This is a genomic window from Nostoc sp. FACHB-190 (assembly GCF_014696905.1).
GTDB lineage: Bacteria > Cyanobacteriota > Cyanobacteriia > Cyanobacteriales > Nostocaceae > Nostoc_B.
Genome location: NZ_JACJQW010000073.1, coordinates 1 through 17,464 on the forward strand (window position 1 = coordinate 1; position 17,464 = coordinate 17,464).

Sequence of the window (17,464 nt, forward strand, 5' to 3'; positions counted from 1 at the left end):
ATTATTTCTTCATGCTTATATCCATATAACAGCATTTTGACTGCTGTAGCTCGCTTGATTTCACGTTGTTCTTGACTATTTTTGATAAAATCTTCTAACCACTGTATCCACATAACCACAACTGCTTGCTTGTTATATAATTTACTTTCTTACTTTCTCCGTATTTTCTCATAAGTAGTTTAGGATTGCTATAAATATAGCCAGTGTTGATAGATTTACCCGTCATTTCTTCTAAACACAAGGCTTGAGCGCAAACTTGTAATTCATCGTTATCCCATTCACCTTTGCGTCCGCGTTTATATTCTATGGGATAGTATTCGCCATTTTCTAATTCAATTAAATCAGCTTTGCCAATCAGTTTGTACTTATCAGACTTCAACCAAATAGCGCGGATTTGCCAAGTTTCCTCACGTTGTCCTTCTCCTACAGTATGGACGCGATCGTGTAATGTTGTACCCTCAATTGTGTATTGGTTGTCAACAAATTCGCCCGCACAAAACATCCGCCAGCAGCGATGCGAACAATAAGCATATTGGTTTAATGCTGCAATTGGAATATATTCAATCTCATTCATAATTTATTTCCCACTTCAGACTTCAGACTTCAGACTTCATATCCTTCTTACCATCCCCATTCCCATTGTTGTTTTGCGTCCCACACCTGCATATAAAGCAAAGTTAGCTAAGGTGTTAAGTTGTTTAATTTGGATTGGTTCAGCTTCGCCTAATATGCGATAATTAATTTCACCAATAACGCCAATAAATTTGCTGCGGGAGTCGGCTAATATTTCTGTGTGGATGTTAATAAAAGACGGAAATATTGACTCTAGAGAAATTCCAGGTAATTCTATCCCGCTATATTTATTCCACCGCGCAAGTAGGGAATTAAAAACACATTCTCTTGTAGGAAGGGTAGTATCAAAATGTCCTTGACGGAAGGCGGTGGGTGTGGCGAAGCTCAAATTAAGAGAACGTTCAGTTTCACTGGCTTCCTCATACAATTGACTATAGCTGCAAGCATTCGCCCAAGGTTGGGTTGATTGGGGTGTGCCTTGAATGCTGGTAATATACAAGTCAGCCGGGCCAAGATGCCAAGGATGACTAGGATTAAGATTTAGCCATAGTTGCGTGAGTTGACTAAACAGGGTGTCATCTAACAAGGAAACGCGCCACCAGCAGGGAGTTCCGGCGGAGATTGCTTGTTGATGTTCCCAGCGCAGTTTAGATCCCCCCTTACCCCCCTTAAAAAGGGGGGAATTAACTTGGAGAGGGGAGAGGGTGAAGGCTTTGTCTGCGGTAGAATCATGTAAGCGATCGCCTAATTCTCGATCTACAGAACTCACCAGGGTTAAAAATAAAGCGTGTAAATGTCTCCCGGTGAGATATTGTGCAGGAATTGGCGACTGAGGTAGTAGGTTAAGAACTAGGCTGTGCGGCATATAATCAAGTTAAAAGTCAAAAGGCAAAAGTCAAAAAATTTACTTGCGTTTTTTTGCTGTAGACTGAGCAACTCTAGACTCTACTGTAAACTCTGGTATGTCTACGAGTTCAGCATCGCTTAAAGTATACTGTTCGCAAACTAAACTGAGGCGACTTCCAGAAGTTTTCACAGCATTGACAGAATGAGTCAAATCACCTTGAAAGTAAAGTAATGTATTCATCTGCGGCTTAATTTGTCCCAGTTGGCGTTTGTGCGATTTGAGTACCAGTTCACCCCCTTCCATATTTTCTGGTACGCGCACATAGAGAACGCTGACAAAGGTAGGCGGTTCAACGGTTTTGCAGTAAGAACGCAGAGAACGATCTATATGGGGGTCAACACGAGAACCTTCTTTGAGGAGTAAGGGGTTGAGGTAAAAAGCATTACAGTTAGCTTGGAGAGCCAAATCAAGGTAGGGTTTGAAATAGGGGAATTTCTGCTCTACTGTAGAGATGTGCGATCGCCTGAATACCACCGAAAATCCCTTAGTACCGACAAAATCGCGGTTGAGGTTGTTGACAGCAAAGTAAGGACAAGCGTGAATTTCTCCCCACAAGTTATTCAGGTATTCGCTGGGGAAGGCGTTTGGTTGTTGTTGATAGTGTTTCACGGGTGTGTGGGAAAATGGAGGGGCGATCGCTAAATTTGGTATCTAAAATTTTAACGACTGTGGAGTAATAGTAGGATTGTTCTCAGTAAAAAAGACTGCATAAGGAGTAATACCAGTGAGAATTGATGATTACAAAGCAGCAAAAACACTAACTGAAAAATTAAAACAAAGTTTACCAATTAAAGCAAAAGCTGGTAAAGAGTTTCTCAAGACATTAAAACAAAAAGGAGAAAATGCTGACCCAGACAGAGAATTTGAAATTGATTTTGTGGGTTATTCAGGAGATGAAGGTGGGATTATGTGCGGGCTAAAAGAGCCAAATAATCCCGAAAGTAAAGAAAAATATGTTTCTTCTATTACTCACCTAAAAATTGACCCCAATCATCCCTTAGCGGCGGAAGTACAGACTTATCAACGTCAACGCATTCGTAAATTAATGTTGCAAAATGAAGCAGGTTTTGCAGCCGAGTTAATGGTAATAGAGCCGACGAAAAAGAAGAAAAAAGGTGGCAAAGGTTTTGGAACATAATTAACCTCGAAAATGATATTCTATCCGCGCCGGAATTTTGATGTCTTGCATCTCCTTAAATTGATAATATTGCCCTCGCATCTGCACATTTTGAATTAAACTCACAGGAGGCATATTCACCACATCGTAGCTAATTACTTGATTAGTAAACATCACATCCAAAGGATTTAAAGGATATTTGCAAGTGAATAAACCTTCAGTAGTTTGAGGTTGAGGTAATTTTTCAACTGTTACCTCAGCCTTACTCATCCATTTACCCAAACGAATCCATTTTGGTAATTTGAGTTCTTTTTGGGAGATAACAAAAAACTCAAATATACTTTCTGGTGCGATTTCCTTCGCTCTACCAAAACTAGGAATATTTTTCTGCGTTTTCTCCATCTCTACATGATAGTTATTATTCGCATACTTCCAAGTATTGAGAATGGCAGTATGAGTAATTGCACGCGCTGGAGTAACATAAATACCTTGTTTATTGAGTGGCGTTAAATGCTCCTCATATTTTGGTACTTGTTCGGGACAAAAATAGCGATAAGAATGTTCTTCTACAACAGTTGTAGAATAGACTTCGCTATCAACTAAACCCAGCGCATAACAGAGAGCATAATTGTGGATTACAGGCTCAGTTTCGTAGAGTCTTCCAATTTCGCGCGTGGCATAATATAAGCTGTCGTGGAGTTCTAATTCACAACGGTAAATTGACACCATTACTCTTTCCCCGCTTTAGCAGCAGTTTTCTTTTTACTGATATGCTTATTGGCGTAAGCCTTGGCTTCTGCATCAGCCTTTTGCAAAAGTTCCTTAATTCCTTTTTCGTTACCTGTGAGTGATTTAACTTCATTTAGCAAGGGTGTAAAAGCATCACCAATAAAGTCAGTATGAACAATAAATTCGTCAGCCATTAATGTTTCAATTGCACTTTTAGCAGCAGTAATGACATCATCTTCATCCAGAGGTTCAGGTGGATGTAATGTATTGTTAGCTTTCATTTGGTCATATATTGCTTGAGTCCAACGCAAATTACTTGTAATTTCTCCATCTGCAAAGACAACACCAATTAACTCATTTCTCACTCGTCCTGTGCGGGTTGTTTGTGCGCCGTAATGACGAGTCCGCATAATATTATTAAAAACGTAAAGAAAACCAGCTTCAGTAGGGTCTTTAAGGGTGACAATACTAGGGAAGAAAACTTGTGGTCTGATGTGGTCTTGTTGATTAATTCTACTAGTAACTTCACCTGGCTTAGAACCATTTTCACCCTTAGAGGCCATTGTGCCATTTTCAAAAGGAGCATTTAGGGTAAATGTTTCATGAGATTCATCAAATGGTGTTATAGAAAATGCTGTATCTACAACAACTTTTGATTTTTCTGAACCCGAATCACCAATGGCAAACCCGTAAATAATACAATCAGGATTATCCATTGCAAAATTTACGTTATATTCACAGTCTTCAGGCTTCATTAAGCCATAGTTACGTAGTAATTCTCTACCAACTAAACGCTCTGGGGTGGATTGCTTACGCTTGAACATTGACAATCGACTAATTGTAGTTTTGTCTTTAACTCCAGCCTTAACCCGTGCTTTATTCAATTCACCATCTGTCTGAAATAGTGGGTAAGATTCGGTGATGCGAATAGTTAGAAAATGGACATATTTACCCATCGGTTTGTAGGGAATTTCAGCTTGAAAGAACTTGGGTTCTACTGTCTTTAGCAATGCCATGATATATCTCCAATAATGATTGATGTTTCTAAACAGAATTAGGGGAAATTAATGATTACTCATTATCATCATTTGATTCAGCAGCCTTGTCATCTCTTGCTGCATTTTCTTTGTCGTCTTCTAGGCGATATAAAAATTCACAGGTGTCTCGAATTAAGTTGAGTTGTCTTCCTGCTAAACGAGCGCGATCGCCTGCAAAAGATTTCTCAAATACCTCCTCTACAAAATACCGCGCAAAACCTAAAACTGCTTGCCGTTCTTCCTCCCGTTTACTCATCACCCAGCGTCCCTCAGCAGTAGAGGAATGAACGCGATCCATGAGTTTAAAAACTTCTGCTGCTACTGCTGCAACTAAGGTTTCTCCATGAAACACACTTAACTCAGCTTTGAGTATAGTGTCAGCTGCAATATCAATCGGTTTTAACACAGCATTAGACTTGGGATTATAACGCTTATTTGCTCGATAAAAACGGCGATAAAGTTCTGTTAATTTCTTCGGATGATTGAGGCTTGATTCTTCTCCCACAATTAATTCCTCTTGGATAGTGTCAAATTTTGCATAAGGGTCAAAACAAGGGTAAAAGTGATATGTATAAAGCCGAATTTTTTCAATTCTGGCTGTTTCTATTCCTTGATTACGCACCCAACGATTGAGGTAAGAAAAGACGTACAAAGGACTAGTTTCAAAATACTTTGCCAATTCCGTAAATCTTCCCCAGTTGGCATCATAACCAGACTTTCCTTGTCGCGCATTCACATCTAAATGAATGGCGTAGGCGGCGGTAAGCACATTTAACGGTGCGGGGTATTGAGTACCGTTGTCATGCCAACCTTCAAGGATGTAGTCTAGACGGAAGCGATCGCGTCTTACTAATGCACGAAAAGCATGAGGCGCACTGTCAAGAAAAACGCTTTCCTCAAATTCAGCACCATCATTAAACGGTGGAATTGGCGACTCGGAAACTACAGTTTTAACATCTAAAATCATCGGAAAAGCAAATGCTAACCAAGTAGGCATTACCCAAGATTCGGTATCGGTACTGTCTCGTCCTGGCGGCAATGCCATGAAGTAAAATGTTAAAGGTTGGTCTTCAGGATAAGACAGTTTAAATGTGCGGTCTTTTTCCGGTTGTAGGTTTTCATCAATGAGGAAAGTATCAACACTTTGGTATTTTTCTCGCTGCAAGTTCGCTTGCAAATCTTTACTAATAAAATGATTGCGAATGCTTGTATCAAAGCGAGTTTGAGCAATGCCTGTGTAAGCTTTTTGTAAAAACTTATTTGTTTCTGGCGTGAAGTAATAAGTCGGATAAAAATAGAGATAGCGATATTTACCATCTTCAAATCTTTTACCAACTGCTTGAGTTTGATTCATTAATATTTGCCGCAACATCATCTCCACACCCGCAATACTAGAGATGTTGCGCTTGGCGTTAGAACCGCCTAACATTTGTTTGTTTGTATAAACTTGCGGTGTAAATAAAACTGCTGATTCCATCTGCTCAGTTACAGTATAAGCAGAGTGAGAAATTGAGCAGATTAATTGTCGTCCGCGTCCTGGCTTTTTAGCAGCATTATAGTTGTTGATTTCATCTAAAAATGTTTCAATTTGCGTCTTAGTTTGAACCTCTTGATTTGTACTTGAAACTGTGACAACTCGGTTTACCCACAGCCTTAAATCTTCCCAACCATCAGGTAATTGATACTGAGAAATTATCGGAGAAATTAAAGTATTCAAGTAGTTAATTACTTGGTTACAAGTTTCTCGGACATTTTCAATACCTGGGTGATGTTCTAAATATTTAGCTGCTAGGTAATACCATTCATAAGGTACGCCGCCAGTATTACCTTTTAATTTATTTTCTTTGAGACTTTCATTGATGCGTTGAATTTCTCTAATTTGCGGTAAATATGCTGCTAAATTCCAAAATTCTGCAACTTTGTAAATTAAGTCTAAATCTGGTACTGCTGGCAGCTTTTTATCTTTCTTCCGTGCTTCTTCAATGCGATTAACTGTCTCATCCCAGATTTTACGAGTAACTAAATCACCAAATTCTGCAATCTGATCGATGCGGATGTCGTCAGCAAATTTAAAATCATAGTCAGTACTTAAAACCCCTTGCTTTTGAAATTTGATTAAGTTATCGCTACGACTTTGAGCTACAGAATCTTTGTTAGGGTTTAAAATGCGTAACGTAGCATCTAAAGCTACTTGCATTAAACCAGGAGTATCGAAAAATAAATTATAGTATTCGGCATATTTCATGCCTTTTCCGTCTCTGCCAAATCCTGTTTGTCGCAGGCGCAATTGCCCCGCACAAAGTGATTTAATATTATCAACTACCAAGTTTGGTAAATCTTCTAAGTTAATAGGCGGAGCATCGCGTAAAGCAAGGTATATTACACCTGTAGGCAAATATAAAAGCGGTTCGTAGTAAGTTTCTTCATCGGTGTTCAAACTAGTGTGAGCTTGAATCAAAGCATTGTTGACTACATTAGTTAAAACACCGCGATTTTCCGAAATGCGATGATAGGTAAATTTTAATTGTCCATCACTGAGACTGTGGAGAATTCCATTTAATGCCTGGTGTTCTGCATCTTGAGGATGTTTAATAACTGAGGAAAGTAAATCAGCTAAACAAGTTAAATCAGCAAGACATATCAGGATGTAATCATCAATTATTGGTTGTAAACCATGCTCAGAAACATTGAGATTTGTATCATTTCGGCGCTGGGCATTGTAGGCAATAAATAACAAATCATCTCGATATTCTTGCCATGCTATTGGTTCATCAGGGCTAACAAATTTATCAAGACCTAATTCACAGACTATAACATCTATAATTTCGCGGTGGGCATCTACAGATAACTTGCGAATGTCTTGTTCTTTATCTTGTCCAATCGCTTTATAATTATCTGGCATTTTAGGAAATAGCCGATAATCAAACTTTTCAAAATCATGTAAAATAAACCCAGCAATTAATAAACGTCTTTCTTGTTCTTGAATTACCCTTTGTGCAGTGGTATCAAGTTTATTTAGACAACGTTCTATTAAATTAGCTGGTAGTAACCCATTGAGTAAATGAGTATTTAAAGATTGATCGCCTGCATTTCTTCTATCAAGTTTTTTCGGCTTTTTTATTTTTTGACTTTTTCCTAAACTATTTTTGTGGAAGTTCTCTATTTCCTGTTCTCTCTTTTTATCGAAATAATCAAAAAATTTCCCACCTTTGGCTGTAACTCCAACTGCTACCCGTAAAAGATTGGGTAAAACGTAATCACTAAATTCCTGCATAATTAAATCATCGTCATTTTCTGATTTAATTGCATCTTGCAGTAACTTGAGAGTTAAGAGTTCTGCTGATTGTGTTTCGACTTTTAGATTAGATATTTCTTGAAAGTCAGAATCATCTCCAGACATCCAATCATCATCTGATATTTCGGCGGGTGAATCATTTTCTGTTTCTGCTTCTAAAAGTGATAATTGTTGATATTCATCTGATTGCTTACTTTTTTTAGCCATCTTCTTCACTCAATGAACTTAAATAAGAGTTGATTTGTCTAACATAAAGTGGATATTGCCGTAAAACCAAATTAATTGCTCTGAAAACTTTATTTGGATTTATATCATCATATTCATAAACTAGATGTTTTATTAGTCCTTCTGATGGTGCTAACTGCTTTGCTAATTCTGGTGTGATTACTTTATATTTAGTAAGCTCTGTGAAAGATTCAAAGTTATTATTATGATTTTCTGGATTTAGTTTTGATAAGATATGGTGATTGATATCTACTGCGGCTTGAGTTATTAGATGTAAAAGTCTTTCTGCAAGAAGTTGTTGACAATAATCAGCCAAGAAATCCTCAAGGCGAATATAATTAAAATTTTCTAGAGTCTGGTAATATTTGCGGATTAATTTTATCTTGGCTAAAGTTAGTTCATCTCTATTCATTTTTTAATTCCAAATGTTTATTCAAATCCTTCCAGCAATCTAGCAACTTGTTCTGGATCTGGAAGTTGATTTTTTAGTTCTTGCGGTACTTTAGAAACTATTTGGTAAGTTGCAACACCAATTGGTTTATTAGATTCCTTTAGTGCATATTCAACAATAGTTCTCTGTTTGGATTTACAAAGAATAATGCCAATAGAAGGATTTTCATCTGGTAGCTTTACCGTGTTGTCTAAAACAGCTAAATAAAACTGCATTTTGCCAATATATTCAGGTAAAAACTTACCAATTTTTAATTCTATTGCCACCAAACACTTTAAACGGCGATGATATAATAGGATATCTATAAAATATTCTTCATCATCAACTTCTAAACGATATTGGCTACCAATAAAGGCAAATATTCCACCCATTTCTTGTAGGAAAGGTTGAACTTTTGCTAAAATTGACTCTTCTAGCTGTCGTTCGCTGTGTTCATCTGCTAATTCCAAAAAATCAAAAGTATATTCATCTTTAACTGCTAGCTTTAATTGGTTACGTATCTCTGCTGAGATGCTTTGATCAAAATTAGTTTGATTCAGCAGAGTTTTTTCATAAGTTTGATTTTCAATTTGGTGAATTAAAACGTTTTTTGTCCATCCAAACTTCCGAGTCATTCTAATGTAAAATTCTCGTTCTAAGTCATCTTTGCATTTTTCTAAAATGACCAAATTGTGAGTCCATCCAATTTCTGCAACCATTGGTTGCAGTTTTTCATTTTGGCTATATGTGACGTAAAAATTCCGCATATTCCAGATATTTCGGGCGGAAAATCCACTGATACCAGGAAACTCTGCTTGTAAGTCTTTTGCAAGCTTTTCTACTACTGATTTACCCCAACTAGCATCCTGTTGTTTGATAACAATCATCTGCCCAATATCCCAATACAGGTTAATCATTTCCCGATTAACTGCCTTTAATGCTTCGTACTGGGCTGAACGAATTCGTTGTTGTACTTCCATAAGTAGATTTCTGTAATCGTCAGAAATGAAATTACTCATAATGACAATATTTCAATCTCTATAGTAAAAATCGTTTTTTTCTTCTAGTTCCTGATTTCTCCCAATTAGGTAGTCGAATTGAGCAACTTTTCTACATAACAACTGGATTGATTCCTCCGTTTCCTCAATTCTACGGTCATGATCTGAGAGTCGATTATCTTGAATGATATTGTGCTGCTGCTGCAATTTAATGCGATCAATCAGATCATTGATGGCATAACGGAGTTGGTCTAAGGGGTCAGAGTTTTGGCTTTGCATCTAAGTGTTTCCTGGTTTAAAGGATTACTTTAGAGCCTAGCATACTATTTTTTGTATAACCATTGATTTTTACCGTAAAAGCACTACATGGAAGTTAATCAGTGAATAATGAATCTGTAACCATAAATAAATTCAACTGCGAATGCCTCTTTCGTGCTATCTTATGGTGGTGGGGTCTTTAAATAATCCCTTCTTAGGGATTGAAACACAGACTCATAATTCACTGATACTGAACCCACCGTGCTGACAAAGCAGCGAATCCCTATCAGGGATCTCAACACTGTGCTATCCATATTTCATCGCCCTTACTCTTAAACCAATCTCTTAAGGTATCCAGCAATAGTGCAGACTGCCCAAAGGCAATGCAGTATGGTGGTGTATTATCTAAAACACTATATTGGTCACTAATTGGGTAAATCTGAAAGTGCATTGGCAATCGTCCTTGCTGACGTACTCTCTCTAAGGGAAAAGGCAGCAGATAACTAACTAATGCCTGCTTCTTCAATTGCTTGTTAATTTCACTAATCCAATAGTTTGCAGGTTGCCAAACCTGAATACCTAACAACACCTGTACATCCCAAGTATCAGCAAAGGGTTTCAAGTCGCCAGGATAAGTAAATTTCCAATCTAGTCTTTCTTCTCGATAGCGAAGTAATTTCATAAATCCTAAACAGTTTTTAAATCTGCCTTTGGGAATAGTTGTATCTGTGCGTTCTGCTGTCGCTTGTCGCAGTCGTTCAAATTCTGTTCCCTTCATCGGTTCAATTTCCAAGTTGCTAAGAATTCCTGGTAAATCGTAGGTTTTGAACTTATCAGCCTCATTTTTCTCGGTAGTATCGTAAATTCCACACAGTAAAGGACTCTTACCCCGAAAACTCACAGCCTCCTCTAAAATAGGATTTCCCTTATCTGTTCTTGAAAGTTCGTGCCATTTTTTTTCCCATTCTTTGCTACGGACAAAGGCTGCTTTAAGACTGGCTTGTCTTTTATCTGTGCTGAAAACTATCTCACAATCTTTCTTTAGTGCTTCCTGACTACCTGCTGCATATTGCTGTTTAATATTAGGATGTCCTAACTGTCGAACCAGTCGCATAGATTGAACAACACCCCATTTAAAGTAATAGCCTGTAAAATCATTAATTTTGCGGTATTTATCCCTAATCTGATCGTGAAAAAATGGACGTTCATAAACTTCGCCTGACTTCAATAGTGGTGTTTCATCCTTCTCATCTTTTTCAAAAAGCTTTTTGACCAAAAATTCAGGGACAAGTGCATAAGCAGTAAAGTTAGTAAAATTAATCTGCTGTCCATCACGTTCATAACCATCATGTCGTCCAAGTCTGCCTAAACGCTGGATAAAATTACCTGCGTCTGCTGATTCAAAAAACAAGAAATTGATTTTGAAATCAACACCCACATCAATAGTGCTAGTTCCTAAAACTAAATCAGCATTTAAGGATTCTTCTCTAGTTTTTTTTCCAGATAAACCAGTGTTTTCTTCAACTGTGAAATTATACTGCTTGAGAAAAGTTTTGAAAAAATCAGTTAACCGCTTCACAGCAGCAATAGAATTAAGAATAATTGCGCCTTTGCTACCTGGATGCTTTTGTAAATGATCTAAAATCAAAGCTGCATTATCTTTTAACCAAGTTTCAGAAGCTTTAGGTGTAGATTCTAAACCGACAAAATGCAATGATATTTCCCAAGTAACTTTTCGCCAACCTTGGGTTTTTAGCTGCTGAGACTCGGCAATGGTATCAGGAAATTGATACTTAGGGTCTTTTTCTTCTATTGGGTTAACGGGGTGACAGCGAAAACCCACTAATTTAAGTCTCTCAATTAATTGCGGATTTGGTGTAGCAGAAAGAAACAAAAACTTTTTACGTCTGTTGGTGTGACGAATCAATAGCATTGTGTTGATTACACTGGCGATTTGTGGTGCTTGGAATACGTGGAATTCATCAAAAAGAATGACATTGAAACGCTTATCTATTCTATTCCAGAGTTTATCTGGATTATCTTTATAAAGTAAATATGCCCCATAATGTAGATAGTGAAAAATATCAGGATTGGTCAGCAAAATTTCAGATTGCCCAGCGCGAGTTTCTAAAGCTACTCCTTTTTTCAAGTTTTCTTCTTCAGCATAAATTTCTAATTCTTGTCCACTTAAACGATTAACACGCGGTTTATGTTGAGGCTGAAATTCATCAATGTATCCTCTAATTTGTTTTTCTTGATCTCTAGCGAGTTCGTTTGTGGGATATAACCCTAAAACAGGAGAGTGCCTTTGCAAAATATCCAGGTATCCAGCCAAGCTTTTACCATCGCCTGTCATTGCGGTGTTAAAAACCACATCAATATTAGGATCACGTAACGCTTCTAATGTTGCTGCTTGATGCCAAGATAGTGACCAATTGTTTGGTAGTTGCACTCCGTTAGGTGTAGGAACGGTTTGCGAATAAACGGGTTTGAGAGTAATTTTGTAACTTTCGGACATAAACTTAAATAGTGTCCGTAACTGGTTGTTAAAAACTATATTGGCACGCAAAATAGAAGTTGACAAGATATGTCCGCATAAAAGTGTCCGTATAAAATGAGTCGTAAAGGTCAATCGATAACTCTGTCTCTGGGAGAACGGGATAAAGCTGAGTTAGAAAACTTAGCGTTGGAATTTGGTATGATGTGGGGCGATCGCCCGAATATTTCCAAATTAATAGAAGCGATCGCTCGTCATCAATTAACCATTGGTAAAAATCACGACTGGTCAGAATCGCGTATCCGTGCGCTTGACCGGGCGATGCGAGTATTAGCAGACGTTGGACAAAATGAGCAAGCGCAGATAATTGCAAAATTATTACTCGAACGTAGCGAACTACCAATACCTCTACGCAACGACATCGAAAGTTTTTTAGGGAACTTACCCCCGCAGTGGCGTTTAGAAATAGACCGTTACATCCTACGCCAGCAACCTTTTCAACTGAGTTATCAAGATGCTAGACACCATGTCTGGAATTTTACTGTCCGTTACGCCAAAGTTAACCTTCATGAAAAGCGTCAATATTTTGATTGCTGGTGTGAAGAGACTGAGGGTAACTTGGATGTGGCAGAATTACAGCACAATTGGAGTTTGCGTTTAGATAGGATACAAGATGCTGCGGTTTTACCTGTTACTGGTGAATGGCGTTTGGGGTTAGCAGAGATAGACGTAGAAATGTATCTCTTTGCAGGTTTAGCCTTTGCATATCAACCCAAACCAGAAGACAAAATCAATGAATGGCTACCAGATACCCAAAAAGTACGGCGAGTTGTTAGGCGTGTTTCTAGTACATTTTGGTTTATTCGAGAAGTAATGCAATATACACCAGATTGTGTGATTATAGCGCCGGAGAATGTGCGATCGCTCATCAAAGAAAAACTCAAAACTCTTTGTCAGCATTATGAATTAAACATTGATTCCTGATATGAGATAAATTTACCAAGGTAAACGCCCGGAATAATTATTTCCTCGGCGTTCCCTTTCTATATCCAAACGCTGTTTTAGCATCTTGTATATTTCGCGTGCAAGAGTATCTAAGTTTTTCGATTCATCTTCTGAAGTAGAATCTTCGTTAGTTAATGAATTACTATTATCTTGTTGAACAGAATCGACTGAGTTGAATGTTTCATAACTAGCTTGGATAAATTGCATAGAATTTTCATTGTTAGGAAAATCATTACCTACACTTCTAATTTGTTTTACAGCTTTTGGCTTATTGTAAGATTGGTTATTTTCTCTGAGCGTTTGTATAATAGTTTTTGGACTAATACTATTAACTTGAATTTCATCAAATAATTCAGCAATATTTGACCATGAATTTGGTATATCTTGTGATGATTTTTTTTGAATATTGTAAGTAGGATTATGAGATTGAGAAAGAGTCTGAGTAACTTTTGGTGAATTTTTTTTATCTTTGGTCGGAGACGATGTAGATTTCGATAATTGAGAAAGTGGAGAAAAAATTGAGATATTTTTTAAAGCTTTAGGCAATTGAGGAATTTCTGTTTTACTTAAGATATTCTCTGCTGATGCTGATGTAATTTTTAGATTATCATTTTTTAAATTACTGTCTATTTTTGGCTGAATAATTTCTGAATCTGTACTAGTATTTGCAGGTGCAATCTGTTTTTGATTTGATGCAGTTAGTGAGTGTTCAATTTCCTCGACAACTGATTGAAGAGAGACCGAATTATCACTATCTGTTTTTGGTTGAATAATTGGTGATTCTTTAGCATTATTGAAAGGTGCGATCGCTTTTTCATTTATCTCAGTTTGTGAGTTGTTAATTTCTACTATTTCTGGTTGAGAAGAGACAGAATTACTACTATCTAATTTTGCTTGAATAATATCTGATTTGGTAGCAGTGTTAGAAGGTGCGATCGCTTTTTCATTGAACTCAGTTTGTGAGTATTCATTTTCTACTATCTCTGATTGAGGATAGACAGAATTATTACTATCTAGTTTTGGTTGAATAATGTTTGATTCTGTACCAGTATTAGAAGGTGCGATCGCTTTTTTATTTGACTCAGTTTGTGAGTAGTCAGGTTCTACTATCTCTGGTTGGAGAGAAGCAGAATCATGACTATCTAATTTCGCTTGAATAATTGGTGATTCTGTACCAGTGTTAGAAGGTGCGATCGCTTTTTCATTTAACGCAGTTCGTGAGTTGTCAATTTCTACTATCTCTGGTTGAGTAGAAACAGAATTATTACTATCTAATTTTGGTTGAATAATTGGTGATTCTGTACCAGTGTTAGAAGGTGCGATCGCTTTTTTATTTGACTCAGTTTGTGAGTAGTCAGGTTCTACTATCTCTGGTTGGAGAGAAGCAGAATCATGACTATCTAATTTCGCTTGAATAATTGGTGATTCTGTATCAGTGTTTGAAGGTGCGATCGCTGTTTGCTTTAACTCAGTGAGTGAGTTGTCAAATTCTACTATCTCTGGTTGAGTAGAAACAGAATTATCGCTATCTATTTTTGCTTGAATAATATCTGATTCTGTACCAGTATTGGAAGGTGCGATCGCTTTTTTATTTGACTCAGTTTGTGAGTAGTCAGGTTCTACTATCTCTGGTTGGAGAGAAGCAGAATCATGACTATCTAATTTCGCTTGAATAATTGGTGATTCTGTACCAGTGTTAGAAGGTGCGATCGCTTTTGCACTTAACGCAGTTCGTGAGTGGTCAATTTCTGTGATTTCTGGTTGAGGAGAAGCAGAATTATCACTATCTAATTTTGCCTGAATAACTGGTGATTTTGTACCAAGATTGGAAGGTGCGATCGCTTTTTCGTTTAACTCAGTTCGTGAATGATCAATTTCTAAAATCTCTGCTTGATGATATGCAGAATTATTACTATCTAATTTTGGTTTAATGACTGGTAATGCTGTACCAAGATTATTTGGTGCGATCGCTGTTGGGTTTAACTCAATGCGTGAGTCGTCAATTTCTACTATCTCTGATTGAGGAGAGACAGAATCATGACTATCTAATTTCGCTTGAATAATTGGTGATTCTGTAGCAGTGTTTGAAGGTGCGATCGCTTTTTTATTTAACGTAGTTTGTGAGTCGTCAAGTTCTACTATCTCTGGTTGAGGAGAGACAGAATCATCGCTATCTAATTTTGGTTGAATAATCTCTGATTCTGTACCAGTGTTAGAAGGTGCGATCGCTTTTTCATTTATCTCAGTTTGTGAGTGGACATTTTCTACTATTTCTGCTTGAAGAGAGACAGAATTATGACTATCTAATTTTGGTTGAATAACTGGTGATTCTGTAGCAGTATTGAAAGGTGCGATCGCTTTTTTATTTGACTCAGTTTGTGAGTAGTCAGGTTCTACTATCTCTGGTTGGAGAGAAGCAGAATCATGACTATCTAATTTTGCTTGAATAATCTCTGACTTTGTACCAGTGTTGGAAGGTGCGATCGCTTTTTTATTTAACGTAGTTTGTGAGTCGTCACGTTCTACTATCTCTGGTTGAGAAGAAGCAGAATTATCACTATCTAATTTTAGTTGAATAACTGGTGATGCTGTAGCAGTATGAGAAGGTGCGATCGCTTTTTCATTTAACGTAGTTCGTGAGTTGTCAATTTCTACTATCTCTGGTTGAGTAGAAGCAGAACTATTACTATCTAATTTTGCTTGAATAACGGGTGATTCTCTAACAGTATGAGAAGGTGCGATCGCTTTTTTATTTAACGTAGTTCGTGAGTCGTAAGTTTCTACTATCTCTGGTTGAGGAGAGACAGAATCATCGCTATCTACTTTCGCTTGAATAATCTCTGATTCTGTACCAGTGTTAGAAGGTGCGATCGCTTTTTCATTTATCTCAGTTTGTGACTGTTCAACTTCTACTATCTCTCGTTGGGAAGAGACAGAATTATCACTATCTACTTTTGCTTGAATAAATGGTGATTCTGTAGCAGTATGAGAAGGTGCGATCGCTGTTTGCTTTAACGTAGTTTGTGAGTCGTCAAATTCTACTATCTCTGGTTGAGGAGAAACAGAATTATCACTATCTAGTTTTGGTTGAATAATATCTGGTTCTGTACCAGTGTTAGAAGGTGCGATCGCTTGTTGTTTTAACTCAGTTTGTGATTCATCAATTTCTACTATCTCTGGTTGAGTAGAAGCAGAACTATTACTATCTAATTTTGCTTGAATAACTGGTGATTCTCTAACAGTATTGGAAGGTGCGATCGCCTGTTCATTTAACTCAGTTTGTGAGTCGTTAGTTTCTACTATCTCTGGTTGATGATAGACAGAATCGTCACTATCTAATTTTGGTTGAATAATGTGTGATTCTGTAGCAGTATTGGAAAGTGCGATCGCTTTTTTATTTAACGTAGTTCGTGAGTCGTAAGTTTCTACTATCTCTGGTTGAGTAGAGACAGAATCATCGCTATCTACTTTCGCTTGAATAATCTCTGATTCTGTACCAGTGTTAGAAGGTGCGATCGCAGTTTGCTTTAACTCAGTTTGTGAATAGTCAATTTCTACTATCTCTGGTTGAGTAGAAGCAGAACTATTACTATCTAATTTTGCTTGAATAACTGGTGATTCTCTAACAGTATTAGAAGGTGCGATCTCTTTTTCATTGAACTCAGTTTGTGAGTCGTTAGTTTCTACTATCTCTGGTTGATGATAGACAGAATCGTCACTATCTAATTTTGGTTGAATAATGTGTGATTCTGTAGCAGTATTGGAAAGTGCGATTGCTTTTTCATTGAACTCAGTTTGTGACTGTTCAACTTCTACCATCTCTGGTTGAGTAGAAACAGAATTATCACTATCTAGTTTTGGTTGAATAATTGGTGATTCTGTACCAGTGTTAGAAGGTGCGATCGCTTTTTTATTTAACGTAGTTTGTGAGTCGTCAAGTTCTACTATCTCTGGTTGACGAGAGACAGAATCATCACTATCTAATTTTGCTTGAATAATCTCTGATTCTGTACCAGTATTAGAAGGTGCGATCGCTTTTTCATTTAACTCAGTGAGTGAGTCGTATATTTCTACTATCTCTGGTTGAGGATAGACAGAATTATTACTATCTAGTTTTGGTTGAATAATGTTTGATTCTGTACCAAGATTGGAAGGTGCGATCGCTTTCTCATTTAACGTAGTTCGTGAGTTGTCATTTTCTACTATTTCTGCTTGAAGAGAGACAGAATTATTACTATCTAATTTTGGTTGAATAATTGGTGATTCTTTACCAGTGTTGTAAGGTGCGATCGCTTTTTCATTGAACTCAGTTTGTGAGTATTCATTTTCTACTATCTCTGATTGAGGATAGACAGAATTATTACTATCTAGTTTTGGTTGAATAATGTTTGAT

The 17,464-nt window shown here is 37.2% G+C and carries 12 protein-coding genes and 1 pseudogene; 2 read left to right on the forward strand and 11 right to left on the reverse strand.

The window, feature by feature from the left end:
• Window positions 1–190: 190 nt before the first annotated feature.
• The 3 genes and pseudogenes from cas4 to H6G28_RS34855 form a co-directional block, all read right to left on the reverse strand.
• Window positions 191–574: pseudogene (cas4, locus tag H6G28_RS34845) on the reverse strand (CRISPR-associated protein Cas4); the annotation flags it as partial.
• A gap of 36 nt (window positions 575–610) precedes the next feature.
• Window positions 611–1,438 (reverse strand): CRISPR-associated endoribonuclease Cas6, encoded by an 828-nt coding sequence (gene cas6 / locus H6G28_RS34850; protein ID WP_190677743.1) that lies wholly within the window; start codon window positions 1,436–1,438, stop codon window positions 611–613.
• A gap of 39 nt (window positions 1,439–1,477) precedes the next feature.
• Complete coding sequence (locus tag H6G28_RS34855) at window positions 1,478–2,089, reverse strand: 2OG-Fe(II) oxygenase (protein WP_190590153.1); 612 nt, start codon at window positions 2,087–2,089, stop codon at window positions 1,478–1,480.
• A 115-nt stretch (window positions 2,090–2,204) separates the two neighbouring features.
• On the opposite strand from H6G28_RS34855, the gene H6G28_RS34860 reads away from it, so the two are divergent.
• Window positions 2,205–2,618: a hypothetical protein gene (locus H6G28_RS34860; RefSeq protein ID WP_190677745.1), complete on the forward strand. Its 414-nt coding sequence runs from the start codon at window positions 2,205–2,207 to the stop codon at window positions 2,616–2,618.
• On the opposite strand, the gene cas5d is transcribed toward H6G28_RS34860, so the two are convergent.
• From cas5d to cas3, 7 genes are all read right to left on the reverse strand, one after another.
• Window positions 2,619–3,326, reverse strand: coding sequence for a type I-D CRISPR-associated protein Cas5/Csc1 (cas5d, locus tag H6G28_RS34865; RefSeq protein ID WP_190677748.1), 708 nt, complete (start codon window positions 3,324–3,326; stop codon window positions 2,619–2,621). It lies immediately after the preceding gene.
• The gene (cas7d, locus tag H6G28_RS34870; RefSeq protein WP_190590156.1) at window positions 3,326–4,342 is read right to left on the reverse strand and encodes a type I-D CRISPR-associated protein Cas7/Csc2; all 1,017 of its coding nucleotides are present in this window, start codon (window positions 4,340–4,342) and stop codon (window positions 3,326–3,328) included. Before cas7d ends, cas5d begins: the two co-directional genes overlap by 1 nt.
• 55 nt (window positions 4,343–4,397) lie before the next feature.
• On the reverse strand, window positions 4,398–7,865 hold the full coding sequence (gene cas10d, locus H6G28_RS34875; protein WP_190677750.1) for a type I-D CRISPR-associated protein Cas10d/Csc3: 3,468 nt from the start codon (window positions 7,863–7,865) through the stop codon (window positions 4,398–4,400).
• Window positions 7,858–8,295, reverse strand: coding sequence for a type VII toxin-antitoxin system HepT family RNase toxin (hepT, locus tag H6G28_RS34880; RefSeq protein ID WP_190677752.1), 438 nt, complete (start codon window positions 8,293–8,295; stop codon window positions 7,858–7,860). Before hepT ends, cas10d begins: the two co-directional genes overlap by 8 nt.
• A gap of 17 nt (window positions 8,296–8,312) precedes the next feature.
• Window positions 8,313–9,332: a PDDEXK nuclease domain-containing protein gene (locus H6G28_RS34885; RefSeq protein ID WP_190677754.1), complete on the reverse strand. Its 1,020-nt coding sequence runs from the start codon at window positions 9,330–9,332 to the stop codon at window positions 8,313–8,315.
• A 12-nt stretch (window positions 9,333–9,344) separates the two neighbouring features.
• Window positions 9,345–9,590, reverse strand: a complete 246-nt coding sequence (locus H6G28_RS34890; RefSeq protein ID WP_190677756.1) for a hypothetical protein — start codon at window positions 9,588–9,590, stop codon at window positions 9,345–9,347.
• 274 nt (window positions 9,591–9,864) lie between these two features.
• The gene (gene cas3 / locus H6G28_RS34895; RefSeq protein WP_190677757.1) at window positions 9,865–12,087 is read right to left on the reverse strand and encodes a type I-D CRISPR-associated helicase Cas3'; all 2,223 of its coding nucleotides are present in this window, start codon (window positions 12,085–12,087) and stop codon (window positions 9,865–9,867) included.
• A 96-nt stretch (window positions 12,088–12,183) separates the two neighbouring features.
• On the opposite strand from cas3, the gene H6G28_RS34900 reads away from it, so the two are divergent.
• Entirely contained in the window at window positions 12,184–13,050 is an 867-nt protein-coding gene (locus H6G28_RS34900; protein ID WP_190677760.1) for a WYL domain-containing protein, read from the forward strand.
• A 12-nt stretch (window positions 13,051–13,062) separates the two neighbouring features.
• On the opposite strand, the gene H6G28_RS34905 is transcribed toward H6G28_RS34900, so the two are convergent.
• The coding region (locus H6G28_RS34905) for a hypothetical protein (RefSeq protein WP_190677761.1) at window positions 13,063–17,464 on the reverse strand (4,402 nt) is incomplete at its 5' end.

Bases quoted from the DNA above. Each gene is read 5' to 3' on its own strand.
- cas6 (WP_190677743.1), bottom strand. From the start codon at position 1,438: ATGCCGCACAGCCTAGTTCTTAACCTACTACCTCAGTCGCCAATTCCT.
- cas5d (WP_190677748.1), bottom strand. From the start codon at position 3,326: ATGGTGTCAATTTACCGTTGTGAATTAGAACTCCACGACAGCTTATAT.
- cas7d (WP_190590156.1), bottom strand. From the start codon at position 4,342: ATGGCATTGCTAAAGACAGTAGAACCCAAGTTCTTTCAAGCTGAAATT.
- cas10d (WP_190677750.1), bottom strand. From the start codon at position 7,865: ATGGCTAAAAAAAGTAAGCAATCAGATGAATATCAACAATTATCACTT.
- hepT (WP_190677752.1), bottom strand. From the start codon at position 8,295: ATGAATAGAGATGAACTAACTTTAGCCAAGATAAAATTAATCCGCAAA.
- H6G28_RS34885 (WP_190677754.1), bottom strand. From the start codon at position 9,332: ATGAGTAATTTCATTTCTGACGATTACAGAAATCTACTTATGGAAGTA.
- H6G28_RS34890 (WP_190677756.1), bottom strand. From the start codon at position 9,590: ATGCAAAGCCAAAACTCTGACCCCTTAGACCAACTCCGTTATGCCATC.
- cas3 (WP_190677757.1), bottom strand. From the start codon at position 12,087: ATGTCCGAAAGTTACAAAATTACTCTCAAACCCGTTTATTCGCAAACC.
- H6G28_RS34900 (WP_190677760.1), top strand. From the start codon at position 12,184: ATGAGTCGTAAAGGTCAATCGATAACTCTGTCTCTGGGAGAACGGGAT.